Origin of the sequence: Saccharothrix sabaoui, assembly GCF_051756985.1 — a bacterium.
Classification (GTDB): Bacteria; Actinomycetota; Actinomycetes; order Mycobacteriales; family Pseudonocardiaceae; genus Actinosynnema.
The window spans coordinates 22,483-36,787 of the sequence record NZ_JBPKJK010000088.1 but is presented as its reverse complement, the minus strand read 5'-3'; the positions used below and the strand labels follow the sequence as shown (position 1 = coordinate 36,787).

The window sequence follows — 14,305 nt, the reverse complement described above, 5'->3', positions numbered from 1 at the left end:
GGATCGGCGGCACCGGGTTCAGCTGGGCGCCCAGCCACTTCTGGGCGCTCGCGGCGAGACTGCCGTCGACGCGGCCGCGTTCGAGCAGCTTGTTGACGAAGCGCACCAGGTCCGGCTGCCCAGGCTGCATCCCGACGCCGTAGTAGGCGTTGGCCAGTGGCCGGCCGACGACCTCGGTCTGCGGGTCCTGCGCGGCCATCCCGGCGAGGATGCCGTCGTCGCTGGACACCGCGTCGACCCTGCCCTGCTGCAACGCGACCATGCAGTGGGGGATGCCTGCCATCGTCACCACGTCCAGTCCGTACTCGGGCTTGCGCAGCACGACCTCGGTGGTGGAGCCGATCGACGTGCAGACCTTCTTGGCCGCCAGCTGCTCGATCCCGTCCACACCGGACTTCGCCGGGACCAGCAGTCGCTGCGTCGCGTCGTAGTAGCCGGTGGAGAACTCCACCGTGCGTTGCCGGTCGCAGGTCGCGCTGAACGTGTTGACCACGACGTCGACCTGGCCCTGCTCGATCAGGAGCGCCCGGTCGGCGACGTCGCGCACGACGTACTGGACCTTGTCCGGATCGCCGAGGATCGCCGCGGCGATCATGCGGACGATGTCGATGTCGGCGCCTTCGAGCTGCCCGGTCTGCGGGTTGCGGTAACCGAGCAGGTACTTGCCCTGGTCGACGCCCGCGATCAGCCGGCCGCGTTGCTGGATTTTCGCCATGGTCGAGCCGGAGGGCATGGCGCCGGGCGGCGGCAACGGGTCCGACGGGCGCAGGCTGTCCTTGATGGTGCCGCACTCCCCTTGCTTCACCGGCGGCGGCTTGGTGCCTGCGTCGTCGGTGGTCAAGGCCACGGAATCGTTGCCGTGCAGGGAAGGCAGGGCGATGCTGCCCATCGACAACACCGCGGCGACGGCGAGAACGACCACCGGCCGCCGGACGTCGATCTTGACTTTCGCCGGACCGGTCATCGGTACTCCTCCACTCGGCGTGCGATCCCGATCGCGAATCCGGCAGCCGCCAACGCGAACAACACCGCAGGGCCGAACCCGAGCCATGTCGTCGCGTCGCTCGCGTCACCGGTCGCGGCGGACAGCCGGGCCCGCGCGGTGCCACCCGCGTCGCCGACGGCCTTGTCCAGCGCGGTGAAAGCGGAACCCGAGCCGGACGGGTCGGTGCCGACGGCGGACCGGACGGCGTCGGCGTAGCGGCCCTCGTCGTCGGCCGCCCGCAGCTCCTTGTGCGCCTTGACCCAGTTGTCGGTCGCCGTACGGATGCCGGCGACGTCCACCCCGTTGTCCTCGGCGACGGCCAGCGGTCCGCCATCGGCCAGCAACCGGTCGACCTGGTCGGTGAAACCGTCGTCGGACGCGCTGCCGCCGCTGCGGGCGACCAGCACGAGACTTTCGTTGCTGCGGGCCTGGAGGACGAGCTTGCCGGCCTCGTCCAGCGCGGTCGCCGCCTCGCCGGCCTCGCCGGCGTCGGCCAGGGCGGTGTCGGTGGACACCGTGGCAGCCACCCACCACAGCAGCCCGGCCACGACCGCGAGGATCGCGGCGGCGACGCCGAGGTTCAGCCTGCGGCGGGTCCGCCGGAACTCCTTGCGGGAGAAGTCGAGTGCGATGAACAGCAGCGCCAGCCCGAACACCACGACCGCGATCGGCAGCGCACTGGCTCGCTGGTGGTCGGCGTTCAGCGCGCTCATCTCGCTGTGGCGCAAGGACTGGGCCGCGGGCAGCAGCTCGGTGCGCATCTGCGAGGACGCCTGCGCCAGGTAGGACTGGCCGAGTGGCAGCCCCTGCCGGTTGTACGTGCGCGCCGTCTCGATGAGCCCGGTGTAGGTGGGCAGCCCGGTGATCATGGTGTCCAGCGGCTTCGCCGCCGGGTCGTCCGGCGGGATCAGCCGGGACGCCTCCGCGAGTCGCCGGCCGGCGCGGGCGATGTCGGCGTCGTAGCGAGTGCGGATCGTGGGAGGCTCCTGGCCGGACGAGACGTAGCCGCTGGTGGCCATCGCGTCGGCGTCCGCGAGCGCCTGGTAGATCTCGCCCGCGGCTTGTGCCAACGACGCGTCGCGGTTGCCCGCGTCGTCGATCGCGCCGACCCGCGAGGTGCCGCCGACCAGGCTGATCACGGCGGTGACCAGGCAGGCGAGCGTCAACACCACGCCGATGCGGCGTAGCTGCGCGGGTGTGCGCGGCCCGGTCCACTGTGAAAGGCGAGACCGCTGTCGCACGGTCGCACGACCGGCCGATGGCGGCGCGGCGGCCGGAATCTGCGTCGTCATGGGTACCCCCTCGGCAAGCTGCCGATCCTAACCGGCCGAGGGCGACCACCACCGCCCTTCTGATGGTGTGCCTGGGGTGATCCGGGAAGTCCACGTGCCGCTTCGCCCTGCCGCACGAGCGACACCTGCTCAACCAGTAGCAGCGGCAAGGCCGCGACCGGTCCTTCAGCTCGAATCGTTGATCACGCGATCAGCTGCGGAACCGCTCGTTCCGCAGGCCCGCCGCGTGCGGCCGGTCGGCGCCGGTGCTGCGCTCGGGCCTTCACGTCGAGACGGCGGCTACCGGGCCGGGGTGGCTCGGTAGCCGCCGTGCGAAGCCCTGGTACTAGCAGCTGCCGTTCGACTCCTTCATGCCCGTGTTGGCGCCTGCCGTCTGTCCGACGATGGTCGGCACGCAGGCGGCCTGGTCGAGCGTGAAGCTGTAGGGGATGCCGACCGTGGTGGTGGACTTGACGTCCGGCCCGGCGGGCTTGTGCTCGCTGTCGGGCGTGGACCAGGTCACGTTGTCGAAGATGTTGCCGCTGACCTGCCAGTAGCCGGCCTCGGCGGTGTAGAAGGTCCCGAGGACGTCCTTGGAGTTCTTGAAGTAGTTGTTGTCCACCCTGGCCTTCGCCCCGGCGCGGGAGTTGATGCCGGACTCGTTGAGGCTCACGTAGTAGTTGTTGTACATGTGGCCAATGCCGCCGCGCAGCAAGGGCGCACGGGAGTCGATGTTCTCGTAGAGGTTGTGGTGGTAGGTGACGAACCCGTTCGAGCGGTCGCTCTCGCTCGACCCGACCAGCCCGCCGCGCCCGGAGTTGCGCAGGGTGCTGTAGGACAGCGTCACGTACTGCGTGTTGTCCTTCATGTCGAAGAGACCGTCGTAGCCCTCCGACTCACCGCCCGACGCCAGCAGGGTGGTGTGGTCGACCCAGACGTTGCGGACGTTGCTCTCCATGCCGATGGCGTCGCCGCCGTTGGACGTGGGGGAGCCGGACTTCTTGACGTTGCGGATGGTCACGTTCCGGATGATGATGTTGCGCGAATCGCGGATGTGGATGCCCAACTGGTCGAAGACCGCTCCGCTGCCGACGCCGATGATCGTGACGTTGCTGATCTGCTTGAGCTCGATCACGCCAGAGGCGGTCGAGCAGCTGCCGCCCGACACCTGAGTGGTGTTGCCGTGGTTGATCGTCCCCTCGACCTCGATGATGATCGGGGTCGAGCTGCTCGCCCGGCCGCACAGGGCCGCGTGGATCTGCGTTCCCGTGGTGGCCCGGACCCTCGCCCCGCCCTGACCGCCCGTGGTCCCGCCGTTCTGGGACGCGAAGCCGGTCGCGGTGCCCGTGGCCGGCGGGTTCGACGTCGTGGTGGTCGAGGTCGTGGTCGACGTCGTCGTGCTGGTTGACGTCGTGGTGGACGTGGAAGTGGAAGTCGACGTCGAGGTCGGCACACCGCTCGCCGGGGTCAGCGTCCACTGCTTGGTGGCCACGCTGTCGCAGGAGTTGATCTGCACCCCGGCGCCGACGGCGGTGGAGCTGTCCTTGATGTTCATGCACTTGGTGCTGTTGGTGTCGACCAGGCGGTAGTTGCTGCCGCTCGCGGTCGCCGTCCAGGTCTGGCCGGGGCCGCCGGTGCACGCGACCTGCTGGACCGCCTTGCCCGCAGACGTGGACGCGTCCTGCACGCCGACGCACAGACCCGTGGCGACCGAGCTGATCCGGTACCCGCCGCTGACCGCCGTGAGCTTCCACTGCTGGCTGCTGTCGCTGCCGCACGACGCCTGCTGGAGCTGGACCCCCGCGACCGTGGTCCCGTCGGGAACGTTGAGGCAGTGTCCGGTGCCCACGTTCTTCACCGTGTACGTGCCCGCGCCGATCGCCGCCGAAGCGGTCGTGATCGGCCAGGCGACGAGCGTGGCGGCCAACGCCGTGACGCCCGCCGCTGCTGCCAGGCCCGCGCGCCATCGCGCGCCGCGCGGCCGTGCGGCTCGCGTGGCGGGAGGTTGAACATTCATCGACTACTCCGCTTCTGACCTACCCGGACGCCGGAACTGGCGGTGGCGACTATTCGGCCCGCTGGCGAAAAATTCACCGGCACGCGATGGCCAATGCCGCGCGTCCTAGGTACTTCCTCACGTCGTTGTGGGAAACCGATTTCCTGTCGGATGCTAGATGGCCCGGAAGTGGCCGGTCAATAACAGCTTCGGCGGTTGGCGTCGGGTAAGTGTCGAATGCGATCGAACGCCCAGTTCAAAGGCGGTCGAGTCGATCACCCACCAGCTGGGAGGTCAATGCGGGCAGTCATACTCGTGAACAGATCCGACGGGTTCCGATCACACTTGTGAACAATTGAGGCACGGGTGGTCGCATTCAGCCCGGCAGTGGCCGCCGAGAACCAGTCCGCACCATGCCCGCGGAACCGGAAGTGCGCCCGCAGCGCGTCGGCACGCAATCCGGCAGCAGCCGCGCTTCCTGGTCGTCATCACGCTCAACCCGCCGGCGGCCGGTGCGACCGGCCGCGGGTACGCCGAGGTGGGCATCACCCCGAACAGCATTGCCGCGGACAGCACGTCGAAGACCGGCGCGTTCTGGAGCCTCTACCCCGGCGCGGACACCGGTGTGCTGACGGCGTGCGCCGAGCGCTGGACGCGTTGCGCTCCGTCCCGCAGGTCGACACCACGAAGGTGGGCGTGTCGGGCCACTGCCGGTACGGCAGGGCGGCGGTGGTCGCCGGGGCGTTCGACGACCGCATCGCGCTGACCGTGCCCGGCTCCTCCGGGACCGCCGGCATGGGCGACTACCGGTACTCCTTCACCGACAACGGCAGCGACTCCGCGGACAAGTGCCTCAAGGGCTTGCCGGTCAACCGCACGTTCGACGACTTCTTCGCGACCAGGCGCCGGTGCCATCGCGGGACGGTGCCCGGTGTCACCAAACGGTGCTCGTGCAGCAGCCGGGGGAGTCGGCGCACCAACGCGGCGAGCACCGCGCGATCCTGCCTCTACGGCCCATGATGCGCGATCACCGCAGCTCAGCGCTCAGGTGCAGAGTTGTGGAACCCCACACCCCGGCGGCGTCCACGTCGACCGACCGGCGAGGACGTCACCGGGTGCGTGGGCGGTGGCGCGGGCATCCTGCTGGACGACCTGCGCAGCCGCTGCGGGACCGGCCGCGACCTCAGGCTCGACCGCAGCCGGTCGGCTGGGCCTGGCCTTCCAGGTCGGCGCACTCCTCCGAGCCGGTAACCCCGCCGGCCGGTCCCGGTCACGCCGTCGCACGGGAGGGCACAACCCCACCCCGCCCGTGCGACGGCCCCTGCTCACGGACGTGTCAGCCGGACCGCGAGTGGTCCCGCACGGCTCGGGTCAGCGAGTCGTGCAGCTCCACCAGGCGCTCGGGTTCGCCCGCCTCGACCGCTTCGACACCCAGCCGCACGGTCTCCCGCACACCGTGCAGCAACGCCGCGTCGCGCGCCGCTGCCCGCCGCCACTCCTCGTCCGCCGCCGACAGGGCGGCGGGGTCGCCCGCTCGTTCCAGCCGCTCGTACAGCCCGCTCGGGGCGGGCGGGGCGATGTCCGGCGCGGGCAGCCCGAGGCTCGCCGCCAGCTCCGCGAGCGTCTCGCCGGCGAGCGCGGGGAGGATGCGCTCGGTGAACCGCTCGTGCGCCTCGACGGCGAACTGCAGCGTGTACGGGGTCAGCTCGCCGGGGGCGGAGGCCAGGCTGGTCCGCGAGTCGCGGATGCCGAGGTCGGTGACCAGCACGTTGCCCTGCTGCGTCAGCGCGGTCGCCCAGCGGAGCCACACCTCGTGCAGCGGGTCTGCGGGGACCGCTTCCAGCTCGCCGATCACCATGCGGGAGGCCAGCGCGCGGATGCCCCTGCGCTCGTGGTGCCCGACGTGCTCGTACGCCGCGGTGGAGTCCGTGCCGAGGTAGGTGGCCAGCGGGGCGACGCCGCCGGGGTGGGAGCGCAGGAAGTCGGTGACGTCCAGCACCTCGCCGTGCAGCGCGATCCACTGCCGCTCGGCCCCGCGGTGGTGCCGCAGCAGCTCCGACGGCGCTATCACGCGGTCCCGGGCCGCGGTCCCGCCCGCCTCCGCCGCGGTGGTGGGCGCGTCGGGCCGCTCGCCGCGGGACGCGGCCAGCTCCTCGCCGACCCGCCGCGCCGCGGGGAAACCGGAGATGGTGACGTCCCGGCCGACCCGGAACGAGGTGTCCAGGTAGCCCGCCACCTTCATGCGGTGCCGGGCGAGCAGCCCGTTGCGGCCGCTGTAGCGGGTGCGCAGGCCGGTCAACGCGCGGTCGAGCGCCGGGTGCCCGGCCTGGTCGGCGTAGCGGCTGATGCCGGCCGCGGCGACCGCCTCGATCAGCCGCCGCCAGTGGGGCGGGTAGTTCTGCCGCAGCTTGGCGGCCTCCTCGCCGATGAAGGAGCGGTAGCCGGTGCGGCCGATGACCGCGTCGGTCAGGTGGAACATCGGCGACGCGGTGCCGCTCGGCCCGAGCCCGCCCTTGACCAGCGGCACCGCCAGGGGCGCCACGGTCTTGGCCCACACCACCGGGTCGACGTGGAACCGGCTGCCCGGCCTCGGGTCGATCTTGGGCAGGCCGCGCCGGGTCACCTCGCCGATGGTGTCCGCCATCAGCTCCAGCTCGGCCGCCACCGCGGGCGCGTCGTCCGCGGCGACGGCCGTGCACGCCCGCGCCGACGCGCCGACCAGCGGTGTGCCGCGGGCGAGCATCTCCAGCTGGGTCAGGTAGAAGAACTGCTCCTCGTCCACGCCGACGGTCGGCACCAGCAGCCGGAGGTCCTCGACCCGCACCGGACCGGGGCGCCGGGGGTCGAGGTGCCGCCAGTTGGCCACGACCAGGTCCACGTAGGACAGGAACGGCGTCGTGCGGCCCAGTCGGGCGCAGACCCGCTGCCACGGCACGAGGACCGGCTCCGGGGTGGGCGTCCCGTGCCGGGGCTCCACCCGGTGGTAGGCGTGCACGAGGATGCCCAGCACGGTCGCCGCGCGTTGCAGCGCGTGCTCCGGCAGCGCGTCGACGTCGAGCCGGGGCAACGACTCCAGCGCGCGCCGCAGCTCCAGCCGCGCGTACAGCTCGGGCAGCTCGTCGGCGACCTCGTCCCACAGGCGGTGCGAGTCGGGCAGCCGCAGGGCGGGCGGTCCGGGGACGAACCCGCGTTCCTCGGACAGCGGTCCCCGGTTCTCGTGGCCCAGCCGCGAGTTCTCCCGGTCGGCGGACCGGATGAGGTCCGCCGGGGTGGTCGTCGTGGTCACCACGACCTCCTGTGCGGGGCGGCCGGGTTCGGCGACCGGTCGCGGCCCAACGGCCCACGGGTCGCGTGCGGGGTGCCAACCTGATCGAAGACCTTCATGCCCCCTTTTCAGCACAGCGGTTCCGGGAGCGGCAACGAGCCGGGGCGGTGGTCCGGTCGGACAGCGCCCGAGTGGTCCGACCGGGTCGGGTGGCCGTCGTGTCAGGTGGGCCGTCGCGCCAGGTGGGCCGTCGCGCCGGGCGGGCCGTCGCGTCAGGCAGGAGGCGCGAGCAGGTGGGGGTAGCGCTCCACGGCGTGGCCCAGCACCGCGACCGCCTCGTCGACGCGCCCGCGCTCCACCGCCGCGTAGCCGAGCACCAGGGCGGCCTCGACGGGGCGCGGGTCGAGGCGGAACCGCGCGCCGTGGTCCGCCAGCACCCCGCGGCCACCGGCGACCGAGACGAGCCGGCGCGCGTCGACCCCCGGCGGCAGCGGCACGTAGGCGTGCGTACCGGCCTGGCCGCCCACCACCCCGAGCCCCGGCAGGTGGCGCCGCACGGCCCGGACCACCGCCTCCCGCCGCCTGCGGTAGGTGCCGCGGACCCGCCGGACGTGCTGGTCGAGCGATCCGCGCGCCAGGAAGTCGGCCAACCCCAGCTGGGTCAGCGCGTCGGGCTCGACGGCCCGGCCCGCCTGGGTCCGGTCCAGCGCGTCGAGCACCGGTCCGGGCGCCGCGAGCCACCCCAGGCGCAGGCAGGGGCCGAGCAGCTCCCGGGTCTGCCCCGCGTAGACCACCCGCGAGGGCGAGCGGCGCTGCAGCGCGAGCGGCTCGCCGCCGTGCCCCAGCCACAGGTGGCCGTACAGGTCGTGCTCGATCACCCACCCGTCCACCGCCGAGGCCCACCCCAGCAGGGCTTCGGCGCGCGACGGCGACAGCACGGCGCCCGTGGGCACCTGGGCCACCGGGTTCACCAGCACCGCCCGGGCGCCGCTGCGCGCCAGCGCGTCGACGTCCAGCCCGCTCCCGCGGTCCACGGGCACCGGCACCACCTCCAGCCCCGCGCGGCTCGCGACCTGGGCGTGCCGCTGGTCACCGGGGTCCTCGACGGCGAGCCTGGTCACGCCGAGCATGCGCAGCGCGCCGCACACCGCGTCGAGCGTGTGGGCGAAACCGGAGGTGATGACCAGGTCCCCGGCCTCGGCGATCACCCCCCGCGTGCGACCGAGGTAGCCCGCCAGCTCGGCGCGCAACGCGGGCACGCCCTGCGGGTAGCGCCTCGGCCGGATGCCGCGGTCCATCGACCGGATCACGTGCTGGTAGGAGGCCAACCACTCGCGGCCGGGGAAGAGGGTCATGCTGGTCGCGTGCGCGCGCAGGTCGAAGCGCACCGCCTCGTCCGCCGGCGGCACCGCGGCCCGCCGCCGCGGCAGGTGGGCCGCCACCCGCGTGCCGGAGCCCTGCTCCGCGCTCAGGTACCCCTCGGTGATCAGCTGCCCGTACGCCTGCACGACGACACCGCGGGACACGCCCACGTCCGTCGCCAGGTGGCGACTGGACGGCAGGCGCGTGCCCGCGTGCAGCGTGCCGTCGAGGATGCGGTCCCGGAGCGCGTCCTGGATCTGCGCCGTCATGGGTACGGGCGAGTGCCGGTCCACTGTCATCGGCAGCATCGGGAACTCCTTCGGATGTTCGGCAGGCCGCCTTGAACGCGGGAACCCGCCGAGTGGTCGGGTCCGACGACATCGAAGTGGTCTGGTGAGCGACCGCACCGCCCCCCGGTCCTGACCTGGAACCGGTTCCGGGTATGCAGAAGTCGACTCGCATCCGACCCCCCTGGGACCAGTCCTACCAGATCGATCGACGGGGGGCGTGGGGTTTGTCGGGTGGCCGGTGACCGGGCCCGCCACGATGCCGACGACGCGGCTGTCGCGGTTGCGGGGAACGGGTCGCCGAACGCGACACGCGGATCTCCGAGGACACCCGCGCCGTTCCGCCGGCGGTGAACCCCGGCCCGACCGTGCCCGTCGATCACTACTGTCCGGCCTCATGGCGACGATCACCACGCGCACGGTCGAGTACCCGGCCGACGGCCTGACGATGCGCGGGCACCTCGCGCTCCCGGCCGGGACCGACCGCCGGCCCGCGGTGCTGCTCGGACCGGAGGGCACGGGGCTCGGCGACGTCGAGCGCCGCCGGGCCGACACCCTCGCCGGACTGGGGTACGTGGCGCTGGCCTTCGACCTCCACGGCGGACGCTACCTGGGCGATCCCGAGGAGATGCTGGCCCGTTGCCTGCCGTTGCTCGCCGACCCCGACCGGATGCGGGGCATCGGCCACGCGGCGCTCGACGTGCTGCGCGCCGAACCGCGGACCGACCCCGACCGGATCGCCGCCGTCGGCTACGGCACCGGCGGCGCGATCGCGCTGGAACTCGGGCGCGACGGCGTCGACCTGCGCGCGATCGGGACCGTCAACGGACTGACCACCGGCCGACCGGGCGAGGCGGCGCGCATCCGCTGCCCGGTGTGGGCCGGGGTCGGGTCGGAGGACCCGATCATGCCGCCCGCGCAACGGGACGCGTTCACGGCCGAGATGCAGGCCGCGGGCGTCGACTGGCGCCTCGTGGTCTACGGCGGCGCCCTGCACGCCTTCCACCACCCGCCGGTCGAGCACACCGTGCTCCCCGGCGTCGGGCACCACCCGCGGCACGCGCGGCGAGCCTGGCACGACGTCGTTAACCTGCTTGCCGAGTGCCTGCCCGTGAGGGGGTGATCCGGACGCCCCTATGACGGGCCTGTCGAACGCGCCCGTACCCGTGTCGCGGCGCGCCGGTGGCGGCCGTTCACAGCTGCCGGCGACCCCGACCCCGTAGACGAGCGCGGAGCAGGGCATAGCGGGTCCCGGTGCCCCGGTGCCGTTCCTGCCGGGCCGTCACCCGGCCTTTCCGGGAGGTGTGGCGTCCTCGGTCGAACGGGCCGTGGACGTGTTCGTCGCCTTCGAACACCCGCCGCCGGTCGCGTGCGAGCAGTGGCAGGCGGATGCGTTCGCGGACGGGCACCCGGGGCGTGCAGACGGCGGCCAGGTCGAGGTCGTCGACCACCCAGAGCGCTTCGCGGTCGATGCCGGACTCGGCGTCGTCGGCGGGCAGGGCGGTACAGCGGGGGTCGCTCATGGTGTCGGTGGACTCCGGTGCTCGTGCAGGAGGCGGGTGCGGTGCACCGCCTGGGGACCAGTGCGGCCCGCACCGACTGCGCGGTACGGGCTTCGAGCGGCACGCCGGGACGCGGCGGGGGAGTGGGTCAACCCGCCGTCGGTCTCTCCGAGCGCTACTGGTCACTGCTGCACGTCGGCCATGATGTTCAGCCCGCCGACCACCGGTCAACGGATTTTTCGGGCGGGGCGGACACCGTCGGCTCCGGTCACCCGAAGCGTTCCGCCTCTCGGCGGTGCCGCGGGTCCGGGTTCCGCCGCCGTCGTGAACGGCGTCTTCCACCACGCGTCCCGGCAAGGAGGTCCACCGTGGTCCCCCGCCTGGCGGTCGCCGCCGCCGCGCACCCCTGCTCCAGCCTGCGGGCGTCGTCGGTGATGGCGGCGAACCATGCTCGGCGGTGCGGCCTGAACGGGTCCGTCCCGCCGCTCACGAACGCGTCGAGCCCCTGGGGCTCCCAGAAGAAGCCACTTCCGCTCAGCCGGGGGTACGCGGTGTTCTCCAGCGACTCCGGGCACCAGAACAAGACCGGACAACACCCCGCGACGTCGCGGTGGCGTTGATCCACTCCCGCTACGGTCGCGCGCCCGCCAAGTCCTGCTTCCTCGGCTACTCGAAGGGTGGCGGCGAGGCGCCGGCCGCCGCACCGGGCTGGAACGTCACGGCGGTGGCGCTCGGCATGTTCGACGTGACCCAGGCGGTGGCCGTACCGGGGGCCTGGCTGAACGAGGCCGAGCGACACACCCTCCACGCCGCGGTGATGAGGACGTGCGGGCCCGCGCGAGTGGACTCGTTCGTCCGCTACTACGAGGTCCCCGGCGCCCAGCACGGACCCTCGTCGACGTTCCAGCCGGAGCGGGACCAGCCGGCGACGATCGAGGACTGGGTGGAGAAGGGCACCGATCCGGCGAACGACGTCGACGACGCGGAGTCCTTCACCTGCGCTTCCCGGTGACGGCCGACCGGCCGGTGGCCGGTCGGCCGCTGTCCCCCGTGAGGACTACGGAGAAGTGTCCGCAGCAAGGGGATTCGCGGCGCCTCGGTCCTCCGTAGGTTTCACCGGCGACGGCGTCAGTGCGCCGTGGCACACCGAGAACCGGAGGGCGAGGGCGTTGAAGGAAATGCAACGGTCAGCGGGAGTCGGTGTCCCCCGGAGGTTCACCGGGGTGGTGACGGCGGTGGCGCTCACCGTCGCCGCGGTGGCTGCCTGTGACGTCGCAGCGGAAGAAAGCGCGACGGGGGAGAACGCACCACCGGTGGTCGCCGAGGCGTCCGCCACGCCGCGCATCACCTGGGGCACGTGCCCGGCGTTGGCCGAGGGCGCCGGTCGCGACCCGCGGCTCACCTGCGGAACGGTGGAGGTTCCGCTCGACCACCGGGACCCCGGCGGCGAGAAGATCGAGGTGGCCGTCTCGAAGCTGCCGGCGGCGAAGTCCCGCGACCGCCGCGGTGTCCTGCTGCTGAACCCGGGCGGCCCGGCGTTGTCCGGCCTGGACACCCCGGGTGTGGTGGCACCGACCCTGCCGCCGTCGGTGTTGGCGGCCTACGACCTGATCGGCTTCGACCCGCGCGGGGTCGGGCACAGCACCCCGCAGAGCTGCGGCCTCGACGACCCGTCCCTCGCCGACCTCTTCCCCTACCCGGCCGCGGACGGCTCGATCACCGCGAACGTCGACCGCGCCCGCACCGCCGCCGAACGGTGCGCGACGAACGCCGGCGAGAAGCTCCGGTACTTCACCACCGCCAACACGGCCCGCGACCTGGACCGCATCCGCGCGGCGCTCGGTGAGGAGAAGATCTCCTACTGGGGCCAGTCCTACGGCACGTACCTCGGCGTCGTCTACGGGTCGCTGTTCCCGGAGCGCGTCGACCGGGTGGTGCTGGAGGGCAACGTCGACCCCACGAAGGTCTGGGCCAAAGCGACGGACAACTGGGGCAAGGCCATGGCGGAACGCTTCCCCGACGCGGCGGAAGTCGCCGCGGCGCAGCACGCCGCGCTCGGACTGGGCGGCACCGTCGACGAGGTGACCCGGAAGTACCTCGCCCTCGCCGACCGCCTCGACCGCACCCCCGCGCCCGTCCCCGGCACGCCGCTGGCCCTGTCGGGTTCGGTGCTGCGCACCGTCACCTACAGCCTCCTGCTGGACAACGGGACCCTCCCGGTGCTCGCGCAGTTCTGGAAGGCCGCCGTCGGGTTGGCCGACGGCACGCTCACCGAGGCGGACGGCCGGGTGCTGCGACAGGTGTTCACCGCGCCGCCGCCGACCCCGGGCGTGCCGGCCGACAACCAGGCCACCCTGTTCCTGGCGCTGACCTGTGGCGACGCGCCGTGGTCCGACGACGTCGACGAGTACGCCCGCCGCACCGCCGAGGACCGCGCGGCCTGGCCGCTCACCGCGGGGATGCCCGCCAACACCTGGCCGTGCGCGTTCTGGCCGAAGCCGGTCGAGGAGCCCGTCCGCGTGACGGGCGAGGGACCGCGCACCACGCTGATCCTGCAGAACCGCAGGGACAACGCCACACCGTGGGAGGACGGCCTCGGGCTGTACGAGGTCCTCGGCGGGCGAGCGGCCTTCGTCGGCGCGGACAACGGCGGGCACTACGCCTACCACCGGGGCTCCGCGTGCGTGGACGAGGCGACGGTGACGTTCCTGACCACCGGTCGGCTGCCGGAGGAGGAGGTCTACTGCACCGACGTCGCCCCGCGGTGACCGTGGTCGCCGGCGCGACGCGGCGGGTCAACGAGGTGGGCCGGTGGTGAGCAGGTCGGACACGGTCACCAGCCGGTAGCCGCGGGCGCGCAGACCCTCCACCACCGGTCCGACGGCGAGCCTGCTCTGCTCGCGGTCGTGGTACATGCCGTGCAGCAGCACGATCGAGCCGGGCGTGACGTGGTCCAGGACGTACCGGGTGGTGGCCTCCGCGCTGCGGTCGACCTCCGGGTGGGTGTTCGGTTCCACGTCCCACATGACGGTCGTGCGGTGGTGTTCGCTCAGGTAGCGGGGCAGCGAGACGAGCTTCTTGCCGTACGGTGGGCGGAACGTGATCGGGCCTTGGTAGCCGGTGGCGCGGATCAGTTCGTCGGTGGTCTCCACCTCCTCGGCCACCCGTTGCGAGGACAGGAACAACATCCGTTCGTGCGTGTAGGAGTGGTTGCCCACTTCGTGGCCTGCCGCAACGATCGCCTCGCCCAGGTCGGGGTGCGCGGCCAACTCCTTCCCGGTGAGGTAGAACGTCGCCAGGACGCCCTTGTCGGCCAGCGCGTCCAGCAGCGGGCGGGTGCCGGCCGGGTCCGGGCCGTCGTCGAAGGTCAGTGCGACCACCTTCTCGGTGGTGGCGACGGCGGAGACGAGCCCGCCGTAGAACTGGAACGTCCGGGACTGCGTCAGCCGCAGCAGTCCGAAGGCCGCCAGTGGCAGCAGGACGACCGCGGCGAGCAGGCCGGCGGCCCACTTGCGACCACGGGGAGTGGTGGAGGTCGAACGCACACGTCCCGTTGTCGCCGAGGTCATCGGGTGAACGTACATGCGTTCGACGGCCGTAGCGGTCGACCGAACCGCCCCGGCCTTGGTGGGAACCC

General features: G+C 72.7%; 12 protein-coding genes. 5 read left to right on the top strand and 7 right to left on the bottom strand.

Features of this window, described 5'->3' with window-relative positions; all coding sequences use genetic code 11:
- From ACR807_RS25080 to ACR807_RS25070, 3 genes are all read right to left on the bottom strand, one after another.
- A partial coding sequence (locus ACR807_RS25080) for a glutamate ABC transporter substrate-binding protein (RefSeq protein ID WP_438923854.1) occupies positions 1-964 on the bottom strand: 964 nt, incomplete at its 3' end.
- A complete protein-coding gene (locus ACR807_RS25075; protein WP_438923853.1) occupies positions 961-2,157 on the bottom strand; it encodes a GlnX family signal transduction membrane protein in 1,197 nt (398 codons plus the stop codon). The genes ACR807_RS25075 and ACR807_RS25080, both read right to left, overlap by 4 nt.
- A gap of 445 nt (positions 2,158-2,602) precedes the next feature.
- Positions 2,603-4,273 carry a pectate lyase family protein gene (locus tag ACR807_RS25070; protein ID WP_438923852.1) on the bottom strand — a complete coding sequence of 557 codons (1,671 nt, stop codon included), beginning with the start codon at positions 4,271-4,273 and terminating at the stop codon, positions 2,603-2,605.
- A 615-nt stretch (positions 4,274-4,888) separates the two neighbouring features.
- On the opposite strand from ACR807_RS25070, the gene ACR807_RS25065 reads away from it, so the two are divergent.
- Positions 4,889-5,272 (top strand): glucuronyl esterase domain-containing protein, encoded by a 384-nt coding sequence (locus ACR807_RS25065; protein WP_438923851.1) that lies wholly within the window; start codon positions 4,889-4,891, stop codon positions 5,270-5,272.
- A 316-nt stretch (positions 5,273-5,588) separates the two neighbouring features.
- Here ACR807_RS25065 and ACR807_RS25060 read toward each other — a convergent pair whose 3' ends face one another.
- Positions 5,589-7,538: a cytochrome b5 domain-containing protein gene (locus ACR807_RS25060; RefSeq protein WP_438923850.1), complete on the bottom strand. Its 1,950-nt coding sequence runs from the start codon at positions 7,536-7,538 to the stop codon at positions 5,589-5,591.
- A gap of 251 nt (positions 7,539-7,789) precedes the next feature.
- Positions 7,790-9,187, bottom strand: a complete 1,398-nt coding sequence (locus ACR807_RS25055) for an aminotransferase-like domain-containing protein (protein WP_438923849.1) — start codon at positions 9,185-9,187, stop codon at positions 7,790-7,792.
- 376 nt (positions 9,188-9,563) lie between these two features.
- On the opposite strand from ACR807_RS25055, the gene ACR807_RS25050 reads away from it, so the two are divergent.
- Positions 9,564-10,289, top strand: coding sequence for a dienelactone hydrolase family protein (locus ACR807_RS25050; RefSeq protein ID WP_438923848.1), 726 nt, complete (start codon positions 9,564-9,566; stop codon positions 10,287-10,289).
- A 70-nt stretch (positions 10,290-10,359) separates the two neighbouring features.
- Here the strand turns inward: ACR807_RS25050 and ACR807_RS25045 are convergent, their stop codons facing one another.
- The gene (locus ACR807_RS25045; protein ID WP_438923847.1) at positions 10,360-10,689 is read right to left on the bottom strand and encodes a hypothetical protein; all 330 of its coding nucleotides are present in this window, start codon (positions 10,687-10,689) and stop codon (positions 10,360-10,362) included.
- A 347-nt stretch (positions 10,690-11,036) separates the two neighbouring features.
- Here ACR807_RS25045 and ACR807_RS25040 point away from each other — a divergent pair, with 347 nt between their 5' ends.
- From ACR807_RS25040 to ACR807_RS25030, 3 genes are all read left to right on the top strand, one after another.
- Positions 11,037-11,288, top strand: coding sequence for a hypothetical protein (locus ACR807_RS25040; protein ID WP_438923846.1), 252 nt, complete (start codon positions 11,037-11,039; stop codon positions 11,286-11,288).
- Positions 11,279-11,680, top strand: a complete 402-nt coding sequence (locus ACR807_RS25035; protein ID WP_438923845.1) for a tannase/feruloyl esterase family alpha/beta hydrolase — start codon at positions 11,279-11,281, stop codon at positions 11,678-11,680. Before ACR807_RS25040 ends, ACR807_RS25035 begins: the two co-directional genes overlap by 10 nt.
- Positions 11,681-11,891: 211 nt before the next feature.
- On the top strand, positions 11,892-13,436 hold the full coding sequence (locus ACR807_RS25030) for an alpha/beta hydrolase (RefSeq protein WP_438923844.1): 1,545 nt from the start codon (positions 11,892-11,894) through the stop codon (positions 13,434-13,436).
- Positions 13,437-13,463: 27 nt separating this feature from the next.
- On the opposite strand, the gene ACR807_RS25025 is transcribed toward ACR807_RS25030, so the two are convergent.
- The gene (locus tag ACR807_RS25025; protein WP_438923843.1) at positions 13,464-14,237 is read right to left on the bottom strand and encodes a polysaccharide deacetylase family protein; all 774 of its coding nucleotides are present in this window, start codon (positions 14,235-14,237) and stop codon (positions 13,464-13,466) included.
- Between the last annotated feature and the right edge of the window lie 68 nt (positions 14,238-14,305).

Bases quoted from the DNA above. Each gene is read 5' to 3' on its own strand.
- ACR807_RS25070 (WP_438923852.1), bottom strand. From the start codon at position 4,273: ATGAATGTTCAACCTCCCGCCACGCGAGCCGCACGGCCGCGCGGCGCG.
- ACR807_RS25055 (WP_438923849.1), bottom strand. From the start codon at position 9,187: ATGCTGCCGATGACAGTGGACCGGCACTCGCCCGTACCCATGACGGCG.
- ACR807_RS25050 (WP_438923848.1), top strand. From the start codon at position 9,564: ATGGCGACGATCACCACGCGCACGGTCGAGTACCCGGCCGACGGCCTG.
- ACR807_RS25045 (WP_438923847.1), bottom strand. From the start codon at position 10,689: ATGAGCGACCCCCGCTGTACCGCCCTGCCCGCCGACGACGCCGAGTCC.
- ACR807_RS25025 (WP_438923843.1), bottom strand. From the start codon at position 14,237: ATGACCTCGGCGACAACGGGACGTGTGCGTTCGACCTCCACCACTCCC.